This window comes from Kitasatospora sp. NPDC018058, assembly GCF_044327205.1.
Lineage (GTDB): Bacteria > Actinomycetota > Actinomycetes > Streptomycetales > Streptomycetaceae > Kitasatospora.
Map to the genome: position 1 here is coordinate 1 of NZ_JBIRFA010000039.1, position 22,135 is coordinate 22,135.

Genomic DNA, 22,135 nt, shown 5'->3' on the forward strand with positions numbered 1-22,135 from the left:
GGCAATCTGGGCCCGGTCACTATCCCAGGACGCGCTGACCAGCACGTTCACCGCGCAACACCTGCCAGAAGGTCGATTTCCTGCGGAACCCCGGTGAGTGCATTGTGAGGGCGGGATCGGGGCAGCTGGCTCCGAGCTGCTTTCCCTGGTGGTCGCGGCAGCCGCACCGGCGGTAGACGTGCCCGGCGTGGGCTGCGGAGCGCATGGTGATCACTTCCTGCGGGTCGTACGAACGGCCACGCTCATGGTCTCCCGGCGGGCGTCAGCAGCCGGTGAACCCCCGCACTCACTCCATACTCACAAACGGGCTGAATGGTGCCCTGACCTGCGGCGATCCCTTGTCGTGGCGACAAGGGGTCGTGGACTCGCTGGCGCTGTGCTCGGTGTCGCAGGGCGTAGCGTCCCGATATGACCGCTGAGCACGGGCTTGAGAGCATCCGGATCATCGCGCCCTGCGGAGCCGGCTTCGCCCGGATTGCTCACCTGTCGTGGGCGAGGCCGGCCAATCCGGGCGATGCCAGCCTGCGCATACCGATACGTGGGCTTGACCTGCGGCGACGACTCTCCGAGCCCCGCAGGTGGCCGGTTGCGAGAGCGAGGAGGTCGCCCGGCGCTTCATCCAGGGCACCGTCGCCAAACAGGGCGTCGATGAAGGCGAGTTGACGATCCACTCCGGGCGGGGCCGGCGCAACCTGTGGCTGGGGACCCTGGACCGGCTCGGCCTCGGATTCGACTCCTGGCAGTTCGGCTGTTTTCCCGGCTGGAGCCGGGGCAGCAGCCGGCAAACGGGAATTTCGGGGTCACGCCGTCCGGCAGCCTATTATCGCTTCTTGGGCCTGTGGACCTGATCCCCGGCTCACCAGGTACGGAGAGGCGTCACCCGGCCTGCTGCCGATGCGTACCCGAGGAAACCCGTGAGCACCGAACAGTCCGTCCCCGTCCCGCAGGTCCTTCATGAGGCCGGCCGCCGACGGACCTTCGCCGTGATCAGCCATCCGGATGCGGGCAAGTCCACGCTCACCGAGGCGCTGGCGCTGCACGCGCGGGCGATCACTTCTGCCGGTGCGGTGCACGCCAAGGGTGACCGACGCGGCGTGACCAGCGACTGGATGGAGTTGGAACGCGAGCGCGGTATCTCGGTGACCTCGGCCGCATTGCAGTTCGGCTATCGCGGCCACGTGATGAACCTGGTCGACACCCCCGGCCACGCCGACTTCTCCGAGGATACCTACCGGGTGCTGGCCGCCGTCGACTGCGCGATCATGCTGGTCGACGCGGCCAAGGGCCTGGAGGAGCAGACCCGCAAACTCTTCGCGGTCTGCCGCCATCGCGGCCTCCCCGTGATCACCTTCATCAACAAGTGGGACCGGCGCGGTCGGGATGCACTCACCCTGCTCGAGGACATCGAGACGCACCTCGGGATCACCCCCGTCCCGGTCGTCTGGCCGGTCGGCAACGCCGGCAACCTGCGCGGCCTGGTCGAAGCGGGGAACACCGAGCAGATGCTGCGCTACACCAAGGTGCCGGCCGGCACGCACGCCGCCCTCGAGGAGCAGCTCACCTCCGAGAAGGCCGCCGAGCAGGAGGGCGAAGCCTGGACGACCGCGCTGGAGGAACTGGAGCTGGTGCTCTCCTCCGGCCCCGGCTACGACCAGGAGGCCTTCGAGGCCGGCAAGATCAGCCCGGTCTTCTTCGGCGCCGCGCTGACCAACATCGGTGTGAAGCCCCTGCTGGACGCCGTGGTCGACCTCGCTCCGGCTCCCGGGCCCCGCCCGCTGGCCAAGGGCGGCAGCCGCGAGGTCGGCGAGGAGTTCTCCGGCCTGGTGTTCAAGATCCAGGCGAACATGGACCCGGCCCATCGCGACCGGATCGCCTTCGTCCGAGTCTGCTCCGGTGTCTTCGAGCGCGGCATGCACGTCACCCGCGCGGCCAGCGGCCGCTCCTTCGCAACCAAGTACGCACACACCGTCTTCGGGGCCGAGCGCACCGTGGTCGACACCGCGTACCCCGGCGACGTGGTCGGCCTGATCAACGCGAGCGCGCTGCGGGTCGGTGACACCCTCTTCACCGGCAAGAAGACCGAGTTTCCCCCGCTGCCCGCCTTCGCCCCCGAGTACTTCGCGGTGGCACGGCCCAAGGACATCAGCCGTTCCAAGCAGTTCCGCAAGGGCGTCGCCCAACTCGATGAGGAAGGCGTGATCCAGGTGCTGGTCTCCGACCGGCGTGGCGACCAGTCGCCGGTCATGGCTGCGGTCGGTCCGATGCAGTTCGACGTGATCCTGCACCGGATGGAGCACGAGTTCTCTTCCCCGATCACCCTCGACCAGCTCTCCTACCGCTTGGCCCGGATCACCGACGCCGACGGCGCCGCAGCCCTGGCCAAAGCCCGTCTGACCAACGGCGAGGTGCTCACCCGCCGCTCGGATGACGTGCTGCTGGCCTTGTTCGCCGACAAGTGGCACCTGAACGCCTTCCAGCGCGCCCAACCCGACATCCTGCTCCAGCCGCTGATCGCCACGGCGGACTGATCGCCGACCTCTCGGCACGGCGGCGCGGCTTGGCACGGCGGACGGCGCCTGGTGCGGCCCCTGCCGGGGGTCTTCCGGCGCGCGCCGCCCCTGTGGCTGCCGATGAGTTAGTCCGTGCAGGTCATGCGGCATGTCGGTACGCGTGGAGGGTGTCGCCGAGACGGTCGCGTCCGCGGACGTCCAGCCGGGCGATCCGCCCGGGATCGGCGATCGGGACGGGCCGTGGTGTCAGTGACGTGTCCTGGTGGAGTGCGTGATGTGGGCGGTGGGTGTTGTAGTGGTCCTCGAACTCCCGCAGTGCATGCAGGAGATGGCGCTGGTTCCAGGTCAGCGTCCCGTCGAGGAGTTCGCGTCGGCAGGTGAGTGCCCAGCGTTCCATTAACGGGGATATTACGGGCAAAATGTCAGGATGATCACACGGCCCGCTCACCGCTGACGATTTGAGGTCGACACCGCCGTCGACTGCTGACCGAACCAAAACGAAGGCCGGGCCCGACGCACACAGTGCGACGGGCCCGGCCTTGTTGCGTAGTAGCGGGGACAGGATTTGAACCTGCGACCTCTGGGTTATGAGCCCAGCGAGCTACCGAGCTGCTCCACCCCGCGTCGGTGACACCGACTCTACGGCACAGCCGGCACAGAACGAAATCTCATTTCCGCCGCCGCCGAGGAAACGCCTGCAGCAGGTGGCTGCGGCGGCCCAGGAATCCATGGAGCATCACCTGCCGGATAGCTGGTCACCGGCGGACAGGCCGTACGCAATCGCCGCCTCGGAGACGAATTGGCTCCGGACGACCGTCGCACTGACCGTCCACCGCACGCATGGCGGCGACGCTCAGGTCGGGCGGTTCATTTCCCGAAAGGGGCTGCACGCTGCCATCGCGTCCCACCCCCACGCATCCGGATTCGCTCCAGGCCCGACCGGTGCTGTCAGGGCGGCCCGGTGCATTGCATTCCCATGATGCTGCTGCCCGTTCGACCGATCGCCACGACCAAGCCGTTGACGCCGGAAACGGCATAGTCGCCAGCCGTTGCCTCGGCGGTTCCGGCCGGGCACGGCCCCGTGTCGTGGGTGTAAAACGGGACGTTGCTCGCTGTGGACTTCTCGGCCGCCGACAACGAGCCCGTAGTTCCGACTGGACGATCGCCCGCGTGACGCGTGGGGCGCCGTTTTCGCGCCCGACGCCGGCAGTGTCGTTGCCGCCACCCAGCACGAGGCCCTACGCCTGGACGCCGACGGCGCGGTGCACTGGCGGATCCCCTTCACAGCCCCGGCGCACTCCTCGATCGGTCTCGCCAACTGCGCCTTCTCACTGGATGGTTCGCACGTATGGATCTTTCGGCCGGACGCCATGCTGGACCGGGGCGACGGCGGAGACCGCTGGCTGGTCGTGGATGCCGCCGACGGGCGGGTGATCGCCGAGTACGCCCTGCCCACGGTCGGACAGGGCGCCCACCAGATGGCCCACCCCCACGGCATCGAGCTGTGCCGCTTCGCCGTCGAGCGCTTCCTGACTCCCACGGGAGCCGACGAGGACGGGAGCGCCGATGACAACGACGAGGTCGAAGAGCCCCACATCGCGTGGAGCGGCGGCTACGTTGATGCCGCCATTGCGGTGATCACCGTCGCCGGCGAGAGCGAGGATGACGGGTGGAACATTCCGTACGTCGTCGACCTCGCGAGCGGAGCGATCCGGGGCCGTCTCGCCGCCGAGCCCCGGCTGCGCGGGCGACGGCACCTGGACCACCGTCGACGACCGACCGGTGAGTGGCGAGAATCTCGGAGATTAGGCGGTGGTCTACGAATACCGAGATCAACTCGGCGACAGGTGAATGTCGTATCGCCGCCACCGAAGTTTGCGACCGTGTCGTTCTCTGGCCGTCCTCGGGCAGGCGGAAACAGCCGGAAGCGAGTAGGTCGCAAAAGCCTTGGTGGGCCGAGGACATAGGTGCTCAGACTGGCCGAGCGAGTCGCACAATGCAGTTGTGAGGCAAGTCACTCTCGAAAGCTTCAGTCGTCTGTCACCTCTCACGCGCCTCTCACGGACTGGGTGTCATGAGGCGGCATCGGGCGTCACGCATGCTGGACATCGCAGGCCCTGACCTGCGGGTTCTGGACTGAACGGACGGTCCGTCACCCCCTTTCGCCTGCTGGGGGTCAAGGGGTCGCAGGTTCAAATCCTGTCGTCCCGACTGGAGTTAGCTCCATTGTCGTAGGTCAGAGGCCGTTTTCTCGTTCGCGAGGAAGCGGCCTTCGGCGTGCTCCTGGGCATGCCTCTCACATTCGTCTCACGGTTTTCACGGTTCGACGGCGGGGCTGGGGATCGCTCGGCGCTGCAACTGGTGACTGTGTGCGGTCATTCTCCCGCATGTCCGATTTGCTGATCACCGCAATGGGTTGGATGATTGCTCGCTGTGATCGGCGATTCTGGCTGGAGGGTTCACACTTGACGCATCTGCCGTCGATCAAGTGCACGCCCGCAGGTTCCAGTAGCCCCAAGGGGCAGCCGGGCTGAGCGGCGATGAGGTAGCTGTTCTGCCTTCGTTTGAAGGTGGGGCAGCGTTCCTGGCGTGGCGTCAGGTGCCCGTGTTGGCACTATCCAGAGCGCGCGATCACCAGCCGAGCGGATCACGACCGGGAGATGTTCGGGCCGTAGCAGTGCGCCATGAGACATTCCACGCCCACCGTCGGCCCCAGCTCCACAGAGCTGGGCTGGGAGCCGACGGCGGCGGGAGGTCGGGTTCAGTCGGGTTCCGGTGGCCAGGAGAAGCCGAGGGTTTCTGCGGCCTCGCGGCTGCCGCCGGCTAGGTGCGCGTAGGTGGTGGGGCTTGCCGTGGCGAGCCGGCGGAGGATCGTGTTCGCTTGTTCCTCCGGTGGGGTGCCGTCGTCCGGGATGCTCCAGATGAACTGCAGCCAGGGCTTCTCGTCAGATCCGAAGCGTGGCAGCTCCGGATAGGTGAAGCTCAACTCCACCTGGTCGCGCTGGGTGTAGTGCGTGCTGATCCAGCCCGGCTGACAGCTCCACTGGGCCAACAGGTCGGGCTGTTGGCGCAATCGTTCCCTGATCAGCCGGGCGATCGTGCGGGCCGGCCATTCCCAGCTGTGGTCGTTCTCCGCGCGGGCGATCTCAGCGTCGTACCGGGCGGCATCGAAGCGAAGCTCGGGCAGGTCGGGCAGCGGCGGTTCGGACTTCGGTGCGGGCGGGCGGCGCCAGTTGTGCCACAGCACGGTGTCGCCGTCGCGGACGATGGTGACGTAGAGCGCGCCGCAGCAGCCCTCATGGCACCAGGCTTCCGCGAGCTGTACCTCCCTCGGCTCCTCAGTCGCCCGAAGCTGCCCGCTGCCGAGCAGTCGTTCCGGGCTGTGTGCCACGCCGCGGTCGAAGGCTGCGGCGATCACCGGCCTGCCGTCCACGAGGACGCGGGTCTCGACGCCACCGCGGCTCACGGGATCCAGGGCACACACGTGCACCGCGAGCCGGTCCTGCTCGTCGAGGGGCTCGCCTCCGCCGGTCAGCACCTCCTTTGGCATGCGGTCGATCCATCCGGCCCGCCAGCGGGCGCCCGAATCCTGGGATGTTCGCGCGGCGGTGACCTGCGCTGTCCACCGGGGGTGGCTCAGCAGGGCGCGGAGCCGGTCCAGGGTGTTCTCCCGCTCGCCCGGAGGCCAGTCCAGCAGGTTGCTGGGGCCGCTGTGCAGGTCGAGGACGAGCGAGACGAGGAGCGCATACCGGTCGAGTGACGGGGACAGCCGGCCGGCCCGGTCGGCCAGCATGCTGTAGACCTGGCGGGCGGCAGCGTACTTGCGGATCGGCGCCTGATAGTCGTTTGCACCGGTCATGGCGGCCAGCAGTCGGGCCGCCTGCTCGAGAATGCGCTCATCGTCGGGACTGTGGTCGAGCACTTCGGCCAGGTGCACTGCTTCGGCGATCTTGCGGGCTCGGGACGGTGCGATGTGGCACTCGTCCGCAGGCGTGCGCAGCAGCCACTCACGGGCTTGCGGCTCATCTGCTCGGGCGCACAAGGCGGTTACGGCTTCCGAGCGCTGCCGCGCCGGGAGGCGTTCGGCGAGCCAGATCAGATCCGGGGTGGTGCCCGCCCTGGTGGCCAGCGCGGCGATCGCCCGGGAGCTGCAGCACATGAGCAGCCCAAGTGTCCGGATCAGCTTCGTATCCGCCGGCCCGCCGACGATGGCGAGGAGGCCGAGCCCGAGCCAGACGGTGCGGCGGTCGGTACCGGTCCGCAGGAGTGCCGTCCCGGTGTCGGCGGCGCGGTGGCGGTCCGGTGCGGGCAGGGACTCCAGTACGTTGAAGATCATCCCGTCCGACACGTCCAAGGCGCACAACTTCGTCTGGAGAGCGTCGAGGGAACTGTTCGGATCGGCGAAGAAGGCTTCGAGCAGGCGCCCGAGCTCGGCCTGGCGTTCCTGCCATTCGCCACGCCGGAAACGTGTGCGGGACGGTTGGTCCGGCTCATCGGGGAATGGACGGCCGCCGTCGGGCAGCGGCCCATCCGGGGTCTTCTGGAGCAGCCGGGTTGCGTGGTCGTACAGCGACATCCGTGGGTCGAGCGCATTGCGCTCGCTGGTCGCGCTCACCGGCGGGGAGCGGACTCGATTCTGTTCGTCATACGGCCGATCCTGCCAGCGGTACCTGTTCGGCCGCAACCAGATTACCGCCGTGCGTCGATCCCCTTGCCCGTCGGCGGTGTTCCATCGCCCGCTGGCCAACGGCGGTGTCCGTTGCCGAAACGGGGGATAGGGCGATGCGATCTCGAGGAGGATGCTGAGTGTCCGGGACAGTAGCCAGGTTGCTTGCCGCGCATGATGCGCAGCTGCGGGGGCGGGCGCCGAGGTTTACGCCCGTGGGGGCGGTGGTGGAGCGGGACGGGTCGCTGGTGCGAACGCACTACGGCACCCACGGTACTGTCGATCTGCCTGACGTTCTCGTTCCGGACCCGGCCGAGCTGATTCAGCGTCAACAGCAGGTGTTCGCCGAACGCGGTGAGCCGGTGGAGTGGAAGGTCTATTCTCACGACTCGACACCGGGACTCGGCGAATACCTGCGCGCGGCAGGCTTCGCGACTGAATGGGAGCGCGCCGTACTGGTCGCGGAGATCGGCGAGATAGCCGAACCTGAAGCCGGCACCAGACGGCGCCGGGTACGCGAGCTCGGCTACGGCGACCACCACCTCCACGATCGCGTACTCCGTCTCGCTGGGGAGGCTGGGCCGCAGAGGACGCCGCTGGCCGAGCTGGAGGCCGACGGCGTCATCGGATGGAGCGCACGCCAGATCCTGGTGCTCGAGGACGATGGGCGGGTCCAGGGCGCCGCGTGGGCACAGCGCGTGGAGGCCACGGCGTTCGTGTCGGTCGGCGGGATGACGGGCCCGCACCCGGAGTTCATTCCAGCTCTGGCCGCCTGGGCACGCCGACTCAACTGGCCAGCCCGCCCCGCCGATGACGTCCGCTTCCTCGTGGCAGAGGCCGACGGCAGCCAGTACGACGTGCTCACGAAGGCGGGCTTCCGCGAGATTACCCGGGTGACATCGTTCCATTGGACTCCGCCCATAGCCGCTGCTCCTGATCGCCCCGAAGCGGCTGTTCGACGACCCGGAACACGACGCTCTGTGGGACCGCTTCGAGGCCCGCTTCGAATTCAAGCCCAGCATCGCGATGTTCCCGGGGATCACCGAGCCTCCGGCCTCGGTCACCTGGCGCCTCGCTGCCATCGACGGCACCAACGACACCATCGTCGACGAACTCCAGCTCATCGTCGAACGCGGGCTGCGTGCCTGCGCGGGGCCGGGAGAACTCCTGTACTGGCTCGACTGGAACCACGCCGGAGCACGCTTCGACCCGCACCGAGTGGGCCGCCCCGGCCAACCACGCTGGCCCGGAGGCGTCTACCCCGATGGCGACTACTACCTCTACCTGACTGGTGACCTGCGCCTGGGCACGTTCGGACACCTGTGGGAAGATTCGCTGTGCGTTTTCGGCGAAGAACTCCTCGCCGTGGTCGATGACGATCTCACCTCCCTACTCGGTACCGTCCTGCGCCGCGATGGCCGCAACGTCGGCAACGTCTGGACCTTCGGTTCGCCGGATGCGTAGCGCTCTGGATGCTCACATTCGTGTGACCCCACACCTGGGCAGGCAGCCTCAACGCCGAGCGTGTCAGTCGCCAGGCCCTCGGATCGGGTTGAGCCCCAGCCGGGCGAGCCCCAAGGGTTCGAAGAAGCCGAAGGTTCGGCAGGGTGGACTCGCGGGTAGACCACCTGATTCTCACGAGGGGACCTGCGAGTTCGTAGACGTCCCCGAGGGCTTCAAGCGTCTGGACGAACTGCTTCCCGGTACTGGCCAGCGGAAGGCTGGGCGGGCAAAGAATTCAGGGGACACTCCGCGGCGCGCACAGCAGGATGACGCACTGTGAATCCCGCGCTGCTCGGCCTCGCCGTGAACCCCGCCCTCCCGCCCGACCTGGTTGACCGGCTGATCGACGCTGCGGACGAGGAGCTCGCAAGTGAGCTGGCGCTGCGTCCGGACCTGGACCGCGATCAGGGCCGCGCGCTGGCAGCTCGATCTGACACGGTTGCCGTCCAGCTCGCCTACGGCGGCCGGCTGCAGCCGGAGGATGTCGATCCGGTCTCCCAGCCGCTCGCCGCACTCGCCCTGCTCGACCAGGGGACCGGCCTGCCACAGTGGGCCCGGCACTTTGCCGCAGATCCGTGCGTGGAACACCGGGAGAAGCTGGCCGCGTGTCCCGGGCTCCAGCCGGACGTGGCCCGAAGCCTCGCCGACGACCCCGACACCCGGGTCGTCGCCGAAATCGCCCGATGGGCCCCGACGTACCTGGCCGCCGAACTCGCGTGCCATCCGCATGCAGAGGTCCGCCGCGCGGTCGCCGGCAATGAGGCGACGCCAGCGGAGCTGCTGGCGGCACTGCTCACCGGCGAAGGCCTGCCTGCGGTGCGGTTCTGCCGAGTCTGCGACCAGGAGGAGGTGCCCTTCTTCCATGGGCCGGACTGCCCTCATGGCGATTGCGTGCTGTTGCCCGGGGACGCGTGTGATGGATCCCATCAGTCCGCCGTGCACGACATTCAGTGGCAGGCGCTGCACAACGCGGCCACCCCGGCGCCGGCCGTGGCCCGGTTCGCCGACCACCCGTCGGCGCTGCTGCGTGAACTCGTCGCCGCACGCGAGGGTCTGCCGCGGCACGCCTACGCGCAACTGGCCGGGGACCCTGTGCCGTGGGTCCGCGCGGCACTGGCGAAGAACCCGTCGATAGACGAGGCCATGATCCGCAGGCTGGCCCAGGACCACGGCCACGACGTCCAGCGGTCCCTCGCACACCACCCGGGCCTGCCGCTGGACGTGTTGGCACAGCTCACCCGCTCCACCAAACTCGGCTCTCCGCTGCTCCCACGCATCGCCGCGGCCACGCCTGCGGAGGTTGTTGACCTCGCCACGGCCGCCGACCCGACCCTGCGCATGCTGATCGCCCTGCGCCGGGACCTGCCGGACGCGATCCGCGACATGCTCGTCCGCGACTGCGACGCGAAGGTCCTCAAAGCAATCGCCCCGCACCAGGGTCTCACCGAGGACCAGCTGCTCGCCATGATCGACCGTCACGGTCTTCGCGTGGCCGCCAAGGCCGCCACGAACCCTGACGCGACCGCGCTCGTCCTGGAGGGACTGACCCATCAGCCCGTCTCCGCGCGCAAGGCCTTCCGGGAGATCGCCCGCCACCCGAACGCCTCGCTCGCGGCGCTTCTCGCATGTCTGGCGGACCCGCAGGCCCGCCGCGTCGCCGCCGCGCGTCCAGAGATCCCTTCCGCAGTCCTCGTCGGCCTGCTGGCCGACGAGGACTGGCAGGTCGTGACGGCGGCCGCCGCCAACCCTTCCCTCCCCGCTGATGTCATGACTGGGCTCCTGCGCTGAGGCGCAGACTGCGCTCGATCGTCCGGCTGTCGGCGGCGGCCTGTTCAATGACCGTCATGAACGTTCACGAGCTCGTGACTGTGCTTCCCGACCCCGGTGTCCTGCGTGCCCGCTGCCGGGCGCTGGCGCTGCTCGACATCGTGCTCGACGGCTTCGCCCCGAGGCACGGCTATGTCCCGGGCTGGCGTGCGGGCGTGGACCTGGCCACGATGGAGAACGGTTCCGGTGATCTGTACGGGATCGTCTTCGATCCGGCCGGGGTCTTTCTCTACGGTTTTGACCATGAATGCGATGCCACGCCGTGGCGGGAGTGGCCCAGGGCGCACTGGCCTGGGCTGTTGGAGGGCCTGCCCGCCGCGCTGGCGCACTACCCGGCTGATCCGGATCTTCAGTTCGAGGGCTTCTTCGACGTGACGATGTGTGCCTGGCGCGAGACGGGCACGACCTCGTGGCAGTGCGGTCCTGTGGTGTTCGAGCCGGGGGAGTCCGATGGAGCCGGTTGGCTCTTCGGGGTGCTGATCGACGGCAGTGCCGAGGCCGTCTGCAGTGACGCGGAGGACTACTACGGACGGCCCGTCGACCGGCAGGCTGTCGCTGCGCTCCTGGCGGGCGCCCCGCTGGACCCTTGGACGGTCGGTGTGCTCAATCCGGCGGCGGACTTCGAGGCGATAGCCGAGCGTGCCCGCCTCCTCGGCTACGCGGTGGCGGACGTCTGAACGAGCGGCCGGCTGTGCCTCCTCTTGTCGGTGCTCGTGAGTAGGGTGCGACCCCAACGCGGCTTTACTGTAAGGAGGATCCTTGGGCGCCAATACTGGTCTGCTGGTGTACGCAGACGGGGACGTGCCTCGTCGCCTGGGGCAGGTGGGTGAGGCGGACCTGGGGCGGACGACCGCCATGATGCAGCGCCTGTACCCGGGCTGGGTGATCGAAGCGGCTGCCGGCTCGAACCTGTGGGACGGGGTCTACCCTCCGGACGGTCGGGCCTACGCGGGAAGCTGGCCAGGAGTGGAGTTGGTCTGCGATCGACGTGTGATGGTCGATCTGCCGTCTCGACTCCCGGATGAGCTTGTGGCGGCGAGCGTGGGCCGGCGGATGGTGCTGCACGCCATGCACAGCGTGGTCGACTGGCTGGCCTTCGGTGTGTGGGAGGACGGGCGTCTCATCCGCTCACTGAGTCTGTCCCCGGACAGCGGGATCGTCGAGAACATCGGCGAGCCGCTTCCCTTCGAAGCGCCCTACTGGGCTGGGGAGCGCCGTGCAGAGGTCATCCCGTGGCCGGACGAGGATGCCGAGCCGTACGCGCTACCGTTCCACCCGCTGGAGATGGGAGAGGACGCACTGCGTGCGCTCTGTGGGTTCATCGTGGAAGGCCGCCCGGATCCCGGTGACGTGGATGCGGTCGCCATCGGGCTTCACGGTTTCCTGGTGCGGGATCCGGATGCTCCGGATCCCGCAGTGAAGGAGGCCACGCTCAGAGCGGCCGTGGCGGACATGGGGCCGCCGCGTACCTACGTGCTGGGCCCCGATGGCGCGTCGGCGGGGTGACCCAGTCGTTGCAGCAGCTCGGCGCGGCCGGCGTCGGCCAAGCTCAGGGCGTAGGGCTGGGCGGCCACGGAGCCGGGTTCGACGCGGTGGTCGAGCAGGCCGCGTTTGAACATGCGGTCGATGGCCGGGTAGACGCTGCCGTCGCGGCCCGGCCGGGGGAAGCCGGACAGCAGGGCGACACGGAGGCCTGCCGAACGGCGCCAGTGGCCTCGCCGCAGATCGCTGCGACACAGCTAACTGGCGCACCTGCCGGCGAAAGCCGCGTCAGAAGCGGTCAACCGCAGGCTCAGTCAGTCACGCTGCAAACTCATGCTGGCAGTTCGGACAGACGACGAGCGTGCGGTCTCCGCCGCTCTCATTGATCCGCCTGTACAGGTCCTGCAGGTAGGCAAAGTCCGCGGCGAAGAGACCCTCGAGTCGGCATCTCGGCGCTGGTCCCCGGCGGCCTCGGTGGCGGACAGAAGGTGTCGGTGGCTACCGAGCTCAAAGCGCTCGGCCGCTCCGAGGTGCTGTGGGCGATGGGCGTCACGGCGGTGTCCCAGACCGGCTGGTTCCTGCTCTACAGCTACCTCACCCCGCTGCTGCGCGACCTCACCGGCCTCGGCGCCGTGGCGGCCGGCATGCTGTTCGTCTTCGGCTTGGGAGGGTTCGTCGGCAACGCGCTGGGCGGCCGCCTGGCCGACCGGTCGCTGCGCGGCACGATCGCCGGGATGCTGGCCGTCCTGGCGGTGATGCTGCTGCTGATCGGCGCGCGGGCGCCGGCAAGCGTGGCCGACCACCGTCGCGGTGCTGCTCATCGGTGTGGCCTCGGGGCCCTGGTGCCACCGTTGCAGGCCTGGGCGCTGGGCGCGGCCGGCGGCGGATCGCCGCTCGTCCTGGCCGCCAACGCGTCGGCCTTCAACCTGGGCAGCGCGGCCGGTTCCTGGGCCGGTTCGTGGCTGCTCGACGGCGGCACCACCGTCAACGTCCTGGGATACGTCGGCGCGGCGATCGTGCTGCTGTCCCGGATCGGCGGGGTCGTGGCGCTGCGGAAGCGGCCGGCCGACGCCGAGGAAGCCGCAGGCGGGGCCACCGCCTGACGGACCTACCCGCCCGATGGGCAAAACGAGGAGACGGCTGCCCCCAAGACCGGGCCGGGTACCCCGGACGCGGGCGCCCGGCCCACCGGTGGCACCGGCGTGCCGGTCGACCGGGCACGACGGCCGAGCGGGGCCGTCTCACCGAGGTGAGACGGCCCCGCTTCGTCGTGTGCGCGGCCAGGGGCTCGGGCCCTGGAGCCGCGGATCACTGACGGGCGGTCCCGGTGAGGGGCGCCACAAGCAGCATGGGGCGGGACGGTCGCGGGTCTGTCCCGGGTAGGGAGTGTAGCCGGGGCCTCGCCGTCGAGGAAGCGGTGCGGTGCGGGCGGCGTCCTCGTCGGGTGGCCGCGGCGGACGGTGTCGCGGCGCCGGTCGGACCGGGGGACGTCGACGCGGGCGTGTCGGAGGTGTGCACCGGAGCAGGTTGATCGGACTGGTGATCGATGGTTTCCTCGGTCCTCGTGACATCCTCAGTATCAGGCGTCTCACACCTAACTGAGTCACCATCAGTTGTTCTGATTGACCGTCAGATGACTCTTTGGGGGATGGCTTTGAGTACGTTGCCCATGGAAAAGACGGGCTCCTCGGACATGTCCGACGGCCCGGGTGTGCTGGTTCCCGTGGTGGTGGACGAGGGGGACCGGTGCTTCTTCGACCACCCGCTCGACCACGTGCCGGGAATGCTGCTGGTGGCCGGCTTGCTGGACCTGGTCCGGGCGAGGGAGCCGGGGTGGATGGAAGCGGCAGGCGGCCGGTTGCGGCTGTCGATGACCTTCGACCGGATGTGCGAGCTGAGCCGGCCGGTGTGGCTGCGCGGTGAACCGGTCGCGGCCTGCGACAGGCCCGCGTGGCAGCTGACCGCCGTCCAGGACGGCGCGGCCGTCTGCCGGGCGACCGTGGGCACCGCCGCTCCCACCGGACCCGCCGTGCCGGCCGGCCGCGCGCAGACGGTGGTGTCCGGCTCCGCGCAGACGGTGGTGTCCGGCGCCGCGCGCGGGGCCGGGGCCCCGGCGGACCCCGCGTTGGTTCACAGGCTCCGGCCGGAGAACGTCCTGGTGGGCGGCCTGGTGCGGACCGAGCGGGCGGCCGTGCTCGTGCCGCCGCCGGAACACCGGTTGGCGGGCGCGGGCGTGCACACACCGGGCGCCCTGATCGAGTCGTCCCGGCAGCTCGCGACGATGCTGGGCCACACCGCCCACGGCCGGGACGCGGACGCGCAGATGCTCTGGCTGTCGCTGAACGCGGACCTGCCGATCGGTCTGCCGGTCGCGGTACCCCTGGAGCTGCGGTGGGAGTTCGCACCGGCGCGCGGGGCACGTTCGGTGTTCGGGTTCACGGTGGCGGACGCGGCGAGCGGCGAGCGGCACGGCTGGTGCGAGATCGGCGTCCACACCCTCAGCCGCGCCGGCTACCTGAAGCGGAGGGCGGCCAAGTGAGCACGGTGGAACAGGGGGCGGGCACGGGCTCGTCCTGGGCGGTGCGGGCACCGCAGCTGTTGTTCGTCGTCGCGGTGCTCGTGACCGGCACGGGGCTGGTGACGCACCTGCGGCACGCCGGCGAGCCGGTGGACCTGGTCGCCGCCGTCCTGGCCGTCTGCTACCTGGGATGGCTGGCGGTCGAGATCCCGGTGACCTTCCGGACCTCCGGCGCCGCGCCCCGCGAGTCTGCGACGCTGCTGCTCTACGCGGCGGCCCGGATCGCGACCGTGTCCGCGGCCGTGCTCGGCCCGCTGCCCTGGCACACCTGGTCGCCGCTGCTGCTGGTTCCGGCGGCGGTGTTCGCCGGCGGGGTGGTGCTGCGCCAGGTCGCGATCCACACGCTGGGGCGGTTCTACTCCCACCACGTCACGCGGCAGACCGACCACCAGGTCGTCACCTGGGGCGTCTACCGCTTCATACGGCACCCCGCCTACGCGGGCATGCTGTCGGCGCACGTCGGCTTCGTCGGCTTCTTCCTGAACCCGCTGAGCCTGGCACTGCTCGTCGCGCTGGCCGCCGCGATCATCTTCCGGATCCGCACCGAGGAGCGCATGCTGGTGAACATCCCCGGGTACCGCGCCTACGCGGCCGACCACGCCAGCCTCGTGCCAGGACTGTGGTGAGCGCCCCCGCCCGCCCGGCGCGGGTCACGGTGCCGCTGACCCCGGACGAACTGCTGACCACCACCCGGTCGGTGCGCCTGCGGCTGGACCTGACGCGCTCGGTGGACCTCGCGCTGGTGCGCGCGTGCGTGGAGATCGCGCTCCAGGCGCCCAACGGCGGCAACAGGCAGCGCTGGCACTGGCTTGTGGTGACCGACGACGGCCGGCGCCAGCGGATCGCGGAGGTGTACCGGCGGGTCTTCGAAGCCCGCTACCCGCGGCACGGCGCCGCGGGGGCGGCCGGTGGCGCGGTGTCCGACCGGATGCTGGCCGGCGGCCGGCACCTGGCGGAACACCTGCACGAGGTGCCGGTCCTGGTGATCCCGTGCCTGGAACTCGATGGACGGCCACTGCCGACGGGCAGCCAGGCGGGTGTGTGGGGGTCGCTGCTGCCGGCCGCCTGGAGCTACATGCTCGCCGCCCGCGCCCGCGGGCTCGGGACGGCGTGGACGACGGTGCACCTGGACGCGGAGGAGGAGGTCGCCGACATCCTCGGACTGCCGTGCGACGTGCGCCAGGGGGCACTGATCCCCACCGCGCACGTGTTGGGGGACGGATTCGGACCGGCGCCGCGCCGGTCGGTGGACGGTGTGCTGCACCTGGACGGCTGGGGTGGCAGGACATGGGGCGGTGGGTTGGATGACTGAGCTCGTGGTGACCACGGCGGCCGACGAGGACGTGCTGGCGGACGCCGCGCGGGTCGGGAACAAGTTCGCGCGTCAGGAGGTGCTGCGGCGTGCCGGGTTCCGGGTGCCGGAGTTCTTCTGCCTGCCTGCCGCCGCCTTCGACGAGGCCCTGGACGCGCTGCGCCCCGCGCTGCCGCCGGTGCCTGCGGACGACGCCGGGCGGGAGGCGGTGGAGGTCTGGTGCGCGGCGGCACGGGCGGCGCTGGCCGCGTCGAGCTTGCCCGCGGCGCTGGTGGAGCGGGTCCGCAAGGAGTTCGCCGTGCTGGCCGGGCGGGACGGCCTGGTCGCGGTGCGGGCCTGCGTCGTCCCGGTGACCGTGCCGGAGACCCCTGCCGGGGCCGGGTCGGTGGACGAGGCGGTGGGGGAGGACAGCGCCGTCGACCCGTTCGCGGGCATGAGCGACAGCTTCCTGTACGTCGACGAGGACGGACTGGCCGACGCCGTGGTGCGCTGCTGGGCCTCCGCGTTCAACCCGCAGGCGGTGCGCTACCGCATCCTGCGCGGAGTGGACCCGCTGCGCGCCCGGGTCGCGGTCGGCGTGCAGCGGATGGTGCTCGGCACCCGCTCGTTCGTGGCGTTCACCCGCGACCCCCGGGACGGTTCGCCGCGCCGGGTGGTCGCGGCCGCGTACGGCATCGGCGAGGGCGTCGTCCAGGAGAAGGCGGACATCGACCACTTCTTCCACGACCCGGCCACCGGCGAGGTGAGCGCGCGGACCGTGCACAAGCGGTGGTTCGTGGGCCTGCCCGAGGGTGCCTCCGCCGGGACAGCGGTCCGGTTGCCGGTGGCCGAGCGGCTGGCCGACCTGCCGGTGCTCGACGACGAGCAGGTGCGCGCGGTGGCGGAGTTGGCCGCCCGGGTGGAGGAGGTCTTCGGCGTTCCGCAGGACATCGAGGGCGCCCTCACCGAGGACGGGGTCATCCACCTGGTGCAGGCCCGCCCGATGGTCCTCACCCCGCCCGCGCCCACCACCACCGACGCCACCGGCGCTGTCACGGCCGCCGGCCCGGCGGGGGACGGGCCCGCCCGCGTCTACTGGGGCAACCACAATATCACCGAGAGCTTCCCCGGCGTCTCGGGCGCGCTCACCTTCTCCCAGTCCCGGGAGTTCTACCGCCGCTCCTTCACCGACCTCTACCGGCGGATGGGTGTGCCCGAGTCCTGGGTCCGGGACAACGCGCACCGGCTCGCACGGATGGTCGGCTACCTGGAAGGCCAGGTCTACTACCGGCTGGAGGACTGGCACGCCCTGCACGGGCAGATGCCGGTGTTCGAACTGGTGCGCCGCGGCTGGGAGCAGGCCATGGGCATCACCGGCCCCGCCCGCGGCGAGCGTCGCTGGGCCGCGCCGGCGGTCATCCGCGCCCTGCCCGGGCTGGCCTGGCGCAGCGCGCTGCACCCGTGGCAGGTGAAGAGCTTCCTGCGCTGGTGGGACCGGCAGATGGCCGAGGCGGAGACCGTCGGCGACTCGTCGGAGGAGCTGATCGCCTTCTACCGGAGGTTGTGGGAGCGTGCCGGCGAGCGCTGGGGGGTGACCCTGGTCAACGCGTTCATCGCCTTGGTCGTGCTCGGCGCGGGCGGCGCCCTGCTGCGCCGCTGGACCGGCGAGGGCCCGCAGGTTCTGGTCGGACTGATGGGCGGCGGGAGGGAGAACCGCTCCCTGGAAGCGGTCCGCGCGGCCATGGCCCTGGCGGAACTCGTCAGCGCCGTCCCCGAGTTGCGCGCCGCGGTGCTCGAGGACCGGAGCGACCCGGAGCAGCTGTGGCAGCAGATCGTCTCCGGCCGGCACGGCGTGGCCGTCGCCGACGCCGCCCGCGGCTACGTGGCCCGCTACGGCGACCGCGCGCTGCACGACCTCAAGCTGGAGGAGCCCACGCCCCGCCAGCGCCCGTGGACCGTGCTCGCCCTGATCCGGCCGCTGGTGCGCCAGGGAGCGACCGTCGCGGCCAACCGCGCCGGCGAGCAGGCCGCCGTCCAGCGCGCCCGCGAGCGGTTGCGCGAGGTGTGTCCGAACCCGGCGAAGCGCGCCGTCCTGCTCGGCATCACCTCCCTGGCCCGGGACCTCGCCCGGATCCGCGAGGACACCCGGTTCTGCCGCACCCAGTTGTTCGGACTGTCCCGTGACGTGATGTGGAAGCTGGGCGCGGAACTCGCCCGCGCCGGTGTGCTCGACGACCGGCTCGACGTGGCCGACCTGACTGTCGACGAGGTCATCGGCGCGTTCGACGGCACCGGCACCGTCACCGACCTGCGCGCGCTGGTCGCGCTGCGCCGCGCCCGGCGCGAGCGGTGGGCCGAGAACCCGCAACGTGCTCCCCTGCTGGGGACTCCCTCCGGTCTACCGCTCGTCCGGGCCCTGCCCCAGGCGGTCGCGGTCGGCGCGGCCGGCACGACGAGCGACGACCTCCTGCGCGGCATCGGCTCCAGCAGCGGGGTGGTCCGCGGCCGGGCGAAGGTGGTGCTCGATCCGTCCACCGATCCCGACCTGGCCGCCGGACGGATCCTGGTCGCCCGGGAGACCGACCCCGGCTGGCTGTTCCTCATGATGTCGGCCACGGGCATGGTGGTCGAACGGGGCACCCTGCTGTCCCACACCGCGATCACCGGCCGCCTGCTCGGTATCCCGACGGTCGTCGCCGTCCCGGGCGCCACCACCGCGATCCCCGACGGCGCGTGGATCGAGATCGACGGCACCGCCGGCACCGTGCGCCTGCTCCCGCCGTCCGCCCAGCCCGCGGAACCCGCCGCCACCGCCGACGCGACCGCCGGCGCCAACGCCCCCGTCGACCGAGCCGCATCCGCACCCGCCACGACCACCGACGCCGCCGAGGCCGTCACGACCGCGAAGGGCGAGACGACATGACCGACCCGGCCCGCTTCCCCTTCCCGCCCGCCGGTGACGTCCGCCCGCCGGACGGCTACCAGGACGTGCTGCGCACCGGCGCCCCGCACCCGGTACGGCTGTCCAGCGGGCAGCCCGCCCTGCTCGTGACGCGGCACCAGGACGTCACCGCCGTCCTGGGGGACGACCGGTTCAGCCGCGCCGGCTACACCGAACTCGCCCGCCCGCTGTTCGCCCGCAGGACCGAGTCCGTCCTGCTGGCCACCGCCGACGCGCCCGACCACACCCGCCGCCGTCGTGCGATCCTCCCCGCGTTCACCGCGCGCCAGGTCCGTCTGCTGCGCCCGCGTCTGGAGGCCCTCGCCGACCGCCTGCTCGACGAGCTGACCGCCGGTGCCGCCGCTGGCGAGGCGGACCTGGTGGGCGGCTTCACCGTGCCGTTCCCGATGCAGGTGATCTGCGAGGTGCTCGGCGTGCCGGTGGACGACAGCGCCCTGCTGCGCGCCGAGGTCGACATCCTCATGTCCACCTCCGGCCACACCGGCGAGGAGGTCGCCGCCGCCCAGGCCCGGATGGATGACTACTTCACCGCCCTCGTCGCCGACAAGCGGCGTGCCGCCGAGGCCGGAAACCCGCCCGAGGACCTGCTCACCGCACTGGCGACCCGGCCCGACGGCGACCCCGACCGGCGGCTGTCCGACCGGGAGGTGGTGGCCCTCGGCTCGGGCATGCTGATGGCCGGCTACGAGACCACCGGCAACTCCTTCGGCATGTGCGTGCTGCTGCTCCTCCGGCACTCCGCCCTGGCCGAGACGCTCCGCGAGCAGCCCGGGCGCACCCCGGCGGTGATCGAGGAGATGCTGCGCTTCACCTCCCTCAACAACACCGGTGGCGCGCCCCACCTGGTGACCGAGGACACCGTGCTGGGCGGCTGCCCGGTGTCGGCCGGTCAGATCGTGGTGCCGCTCACCGACGCCGCCAACCGCGACCCGGCCGTCTTCGCCGACCCGGACGCCTTCGACCCCGACCGCCCGGACGTCGCGTCCCACCTCGCCTTCGGCTACGGGCGCCACCTCTGCCTGGGCGCCGAACTCGCCCGCGCCGAGCTACAGATCGGCGTCAACGCGCTGCTACGCCGCTTCGACGTGCTCGAACTCGCCATCCCCGAGGAGGAACTGGAATGGCGCCGGACGATGTTCGTCAACGGCGTCTGGCGGCTCCCGGTGCGCTGGAGCGCCGCCAGGGTGGCCGGACCCGCCGCGGAGCGGCCGGCATGACCGACCACCCCGCCCTCCCGGCCGCCCCCGCCCCCACCGGCCCCGGTCCGCTCGCCGTTCGCCTCGGCGCGTTCGTGCGTGGCAGCTTCCCGCTTCCGTTCTCGCTGGTGTTCGCCGTGGTGTGGGCGTTCGGCGCCACCGGCCTGTTCGCCGCGGCCGACGGGCGCGCCGCGCACTGGCGCCCCGGGTGGGGCACCGTGGTGGCGGCGGTGACCGTCCTGGTCGACCTGCTGCTCCTGCGGGCCGCCGACGACCTGCGCGACCTGCCCTACGATCGGCGCCACAACCCGGCCCGCCCGCTGGCCCGCGGCGCCGTGCTGCCACGCGACCTCCACCTCCTCGCAGCCGCCGGCGCCGTACTGCTGCTGCTCCTCAACGCGGGCAACCGGGCCGCCCTGCTCCTGCTCGCCGCCCAACTCGCCTACACCACCCTGTTGGTGGGCGCGGAGCTGCGCTTCGGGTGGCCGCGCGGGGACGCGGTGGTCACCGGCGTCCTGTTGAGCTCCCCGGTGCAGATCCTGCTCAACCTCTACCTGTACGCGGTCTTCCTGCACGACACCGGCCTGGACACCGGCTCCGTCCTGCAGGCGGGCCGGCACGTGCTCCCGTCGCTGCTGGTGACCATGCTCGCGGCCGCCCACCATGAGCTCGCCCGCAAGATCGTGCGCGATCCGGCCCCATGCGAGCGCACCTATGTCCGGGTCTTCGGCCTGCGCGCGACCGTCGTGCTCGCGCTGGTCTTTGCCGCCGGCTCCGCCGGGGCGTCGCTGGCGGTGCTGCGCCCCTGGGCGGGAGGGGCGGCCGGGTGGTGGGGCTGGCTGGCGCTGCTGCCGGCCGTCCTCGCGGTCCGCGCCGCCCGGAGCTTCACCCGCGCCGGGGCGGCGCGCTGGCCCGTCGCGGCGGTGGCCGGCTACCTGCCGGCCGTCTTCATCTGTCATCTGCTGATCGGCCTGGGGAGCATCCCATGAAGACGGACCACCTGTACATCGCGGGGCTGGCCGGCCACCTGCCCCGGCTGTGGCCGATCGCCGAGGCGGTCGCCGCCGGGCGGTCCGGCGCGGAGCAGGCCCGGGACGGCGGCTGGACCAGCGTGTCGGTGGCCGACGACACCCCGGCGCCGGAACTGGCCGCCGAGGCCGCCCGGCTCGCCCTCAAGCGCTCCGGCCTGAAGGCCGAGGAGGTGTGCCTGGTGGTGCACGCGGGCGTCTACCACCAGGGCCCGGACGGTTGGTACGCCGCGAACTACGTGCAGGACCAGGTCCTTGGCACGACGGCACCGGCGATCGGACTGAACCAGGGCTGCACGGCGATGCTGGACGCCGCTCGCCTCGCGCACGGCCACCTGGTCCACGCCCCGCAGGGGTCCGCCGTCCTCGTCTCGGCGGCGGACAACTTCGGCACGCCGACGTGGGACCGGTTCACCTACGCGCACGGCTGGAACACCGGGCGCGCGTCGATCCTCGGCGACGCCGGCTGCGCCGTGCTGCTGTCCGCCACCGCCGGTCCGCTGCGGATCCGCTCGCTCGCCCTGTCCTCGCTCTCCTCCTGGGAGCGGCTCTACCGGGGGACGGAGGACATGTTCCCGCCGGCCGCCGCGGGCGGCGGCCCCCGGATCCCGCTGGGCCGGCGGATGAGCGCCTACGCGGAGCAGGTGGAGGACCGGGACCTGCGTCTGACGATGGCCCGCGAACTCGCGGAGGCCCGCACCGCCATCGCCCGGCAGGCGATCGACGAGGCGGGTGTCACCTCCGCCGACATCACCCGGGTCACCCACGTGTTCAGCGGTAGCCCGCAGTACGTGGAGGGCCTGCTGAGCCCTCTGGGCATCGCGCCCGAGCGCGGCATGCTCGACCTCGGCCGTACCGTCGGCCACCTGGGCGCCTGCGACCAGTTCCTCGCCCTGGCCCGTCTGGTGGACACCGGCGCCGTCGGCCCGGGCGACCACGTTCTGCTGGTGGGCAACGGCGGCGGCATCTCCCTCGCCGCCGCCGTCGTCGAGGTCCTGGACCACCCCACCTGGTGACGCCGTCGCCCCGCGCCCGTCCGAGCCGGGGCGGGGTCTGCGGCACGCACACGCCGAAGAGCCGCCGCGGCGTTCG

17 protein-coding genes and 1 tRNA gene are annotated in these 22,135 nt (G+C 71.3%); 14 read left to right on the forward strand and 4 right to left on the reverse strand.

The window, feature by feature from the left end; all coding sequences use genetic code 11:
* Positions 1–578: 578 nt before the first annotated feature.
* Both ACH4E7_RS35745 and ACH4E7_RS35750 read left to right on the forward strand, forming a co-directional pair.
* A complete protein-coding gene (locus ACH4E7_RS35745; RefSeq protein WP_396253350.1) occupies positions 579–848 on the forward strand; it encodes a hypothetical protein in 270 nt (89 codons plus the stop codon).
* 66 nt (positions 849–914) lie between these two features.
* Entirely contained in the window at positions 915–2,528 is a 1,614-nt protein-coding gene (locus ACH4E7_RS35750) for a peptide chain release factor 3 (protein ID WP_396253351.1), read from the forward strand.
* A 121-nt stretch (positions 2,529–2,649) separates the two neighbouring features.
* Here ACH4E7_RS35750 and ACH4E7_RS35755 read toward each other — a convergent pair whose 3' ends face one another.
* The 4 genes from ACH4E7_RS35755 to ACH4E7_RS35770 form a co-directional block, all read right to left on the reverse strand.
* Positions 2,650–2,907, reverse strand: a complete 258-nt coding sequence (locus ACH4E7_RS35755; RefSeq protein ID WP_396253352.1) for an integrase core domain-containing protein — start codon at positions 2,905–2,907, stop codon at positions 2,650–2,652.
* Positions 2,908–3,060: 153 nt separating this feature from the next.
* A tRNA-Met gene (locus ACH4E7_RS35760) sits at positions 3,061–3,134 on the reverse strand.
* Between the two features lie 704 nt (positions 3,135–3,838).
* A complete protein-coding gene (locus ACH4E7_RS35765; RefSeq protein ID WP_396253353.1) occupies positions 3,839–4,267 on the reverse strand; it encodes a hypothetical protein in 429 nt (142 codons plus the stop codon).
* Between the two features lie 1,004 nt (positions 4,268–5,271).
* Entirely contained in the window at positions 5,272–7,125 is a 1,854-nt protein-coding gene (locus tag ACH4E7_RS35770) for a hypothetical protein (protein WP_396253354.1), read from the reverse strand.
* Between the two features lie 1,002 nt (positions 7,126–8,127).
* On the opposite strand from ACH4E7_RS35770, the gene ACH4E7_RS35775 reads away from it, so the two are divergent.
* The 12 genes from ACH4E7_RS35775 (at position 8,128) to ACH4E7_RS35830 (ending at position 22,059) form a co-directional block, all read left to right on the forward strand.
* A complete protein-coding gene (locus ACH4E7_RS35775; RefSeq protein WP_396253402.1) occupies positions 8,128–8,640 on the forward strand; it encodes a DUF2716 domain-containing protein in 513 nt (170 codons plus the stop codon).
* Positions 8,641–8,955: 315 nt separating this feature from the next.
* Positions 8,956–10,467 carry a hypothetical protein gene (locus ACH4E7_RS35780; protein WP_396253355.1) on the forward strand — a complete coding sequence of 504 codons (1,512 nt, stop codon included), beginning with the start codon at positions 8,956–8,958 and terminating at the stop codon, positions 10,465–10,467.
* Between the two features lie 56 nt (positions 10,468–10,523).
* Positions 10,524–11,183: a hypothetical protein gene (locus ACH4E7_RS35785; RefSeq protein WP_396253356.1), complete on the forward strand. Its 660-nt coding sequence runs from the start codon at positions 10,524–10,526 to the stop codon at positions 11,181–11,183.
* An 82-nt stretch (positions 11,184–11,265) separates the two neighbouring features.
* Positions 11,266–12,012: a DUF6928 family protein gene (locus ACH4E7_RS35790; protein WP_396253357.1), complete on the forward strand. Its 747-nt coding sequence runs from the start codon at positions 11,266–11,268 to the stop codon at positions 12,010–12,012.
* A 431-nt stretch (positions 12,013–12,443) separates the two neighbouring features.
* Positions 12,444–13,091 (forward strand): hypothetical protein, encoded by a 648-nt coding sequence (locus ACH4E7_RS35795; protein ID WP_396253403.1) that lies wholly within the window; start codon positions 12,444–12,446, stop codon positions 13,089–13,091.
* Between the two features lie 566 nt (positions 13,092–13,657).
* The gene (locus ACH4E7_RS35800; RefSeq protein ID WP_396253358.1) at positions 13,658–14,527 is read left to right on the forward strand and encodes an AfsA-related hotdog domain-containing protein; all 870 of its coding nucleotides are present in this window, start codon (positions 13,658–13,660) and stop codon (positions 14,525–14,527) included.
* Positions 14,524–15,192, forward strand: a complete 669-nt coding sequence (locus ACH4E7_RS35805; RefSeq protein WP_396253359.1) for a methyltransferase family protein — start codon at positions 14,524–14,526, stop codon at positions 15,190–15,192. Before ACH4E7_RS35800 ends, ACH4E7_RS35805 begins: the two co-directional genes overlap by 4 nt.
* A complete protein-coding gene (locus ACH4E7_RS35810; RefSeq protein WP_396253360.1) occupies positions 15,189–15,878 on the forward strand; it encodes a nitroreductase family protein in 690 nt (229 codons plus the stop codon). The genes ACH4E7_RS35805 and ACH4E7_RS35810 overlap by 4 nt, the downstream gene beginning before the upstream one ends.
* A complete protein-coding gene (locus ACH4E7_RS35815) occupies positions 15,871–18,780 on the forward strand; it encodes a PEP/pyruvate-binding domain-containing protein (protein ID WP_396253361.1) in 2,910 nt (969 codons plus the stop codon). The genes ACH4E7_RS35810 and ACH4E7_RS35815 overlap by 8 nt, the downstream gene beginning before the upstream one ends.
* Positions 18,777–20,036 carry a cytochrome P450 gene (locus ACH4E7_RS35820; protein WP_396253362.1) on the forward strand — a complete coding sequence of 420 codons (1,260 nt, stop codon included), beginning with the start codon at positions 18,777–18,779 and terminating at the stop codon, positions 20,034–20,036. The genes ACH4E7_RS35815 and ACH4E7_RS35820 overlap by 4 nt, the downstream gene beginning before the upstream one ends.
* On the forward strand, positions 20,033–21,004 hold the full coding sequence (locus tag ACH4E7_RS35825) for a hypothetical protein (protein WP_396253363.1): 972 nt from the start codon (positions 20,033–20,035) through the stop codon (positions 21,002–21,004). Before ACH4E7_RS35820 ends, ACH4E7_RS35825 begins: the two co-directional genes overlap by 4 nt.
* Positions 21,001–22,059, forward strand: a complete 1,059-nt coding sequence (locus tag ACH4E7_RS35830) for a ketoacyl-ACP synthase III family protein (RefSeq protein ID WP_396253364.1) — start codon at positions 21,001–21,003, stop codon at positions 22,057–22,059. Before ACH4E7_RS35825 ends, ACH4E7_RS35830 begins: the two co-directional genes overlap by 4 nt.
* Positions 22,060–22,135: the final 76 nt, after the last annotated feature.

What these genes read in the sequence shown, in the direction of transcription:
- ACH4E7_RS35755 (WP_396253352.1), bottom strand. Translation starts at nt 2,907, where the DNA reads ATGGAACGCTGGGCACTCACCTGCCGACGCGAACTCCTCGACGGGACG.
- ACH4E7_RS35785 (WP_396253356.1), top strand. Translation starts at nt 10,524, where the DNA reads ATGAACGTTCACGAGCTCGTGACTGTGCTTCCCGACCCCGGTGTCCTG.
- ACH4E7_RS35800 (WP_396253358.1), top strand. Translation starts at nt 13,658, where the DNA reads ATGGAAAAGACGGGCTCCTCGGACATGTCCGACGGCCCGGGTGTGCTG.
- ACH4E7_RS35815 (WP_396253361.1), top strand. Translation starts at nt 15,871, where the DNA reads ATGACTGAGCTCGTGGTGACCACGGCGGCCGACGAGGACGTGCTGGCG.
- ACH4E7_RS35820 (WP_396253362.1), top strand. Translation starts at nt 18,777, where the DNA reads ATGACCGACCCGGCCCGCTTCCCCTTCCCGCCCGCCGGTGACGTCCGC.
- ACH4E7_RS35825 (WP_396253363.1), top strand. Translation starts at nt 20,033, where the DNA reads ATGACCGACCACCCCGCCCTCCCGGCCGCCCCCGCCCCCACCGGCCCC.
- ACH4E7_RS35830 (WP_396253364.1), top strand. Translation starts at nt 21,001, where the DNA reads ATGAAGACGGACCACCTGTACATCGCGGGGCTGGCCGGCCACCTGCCC.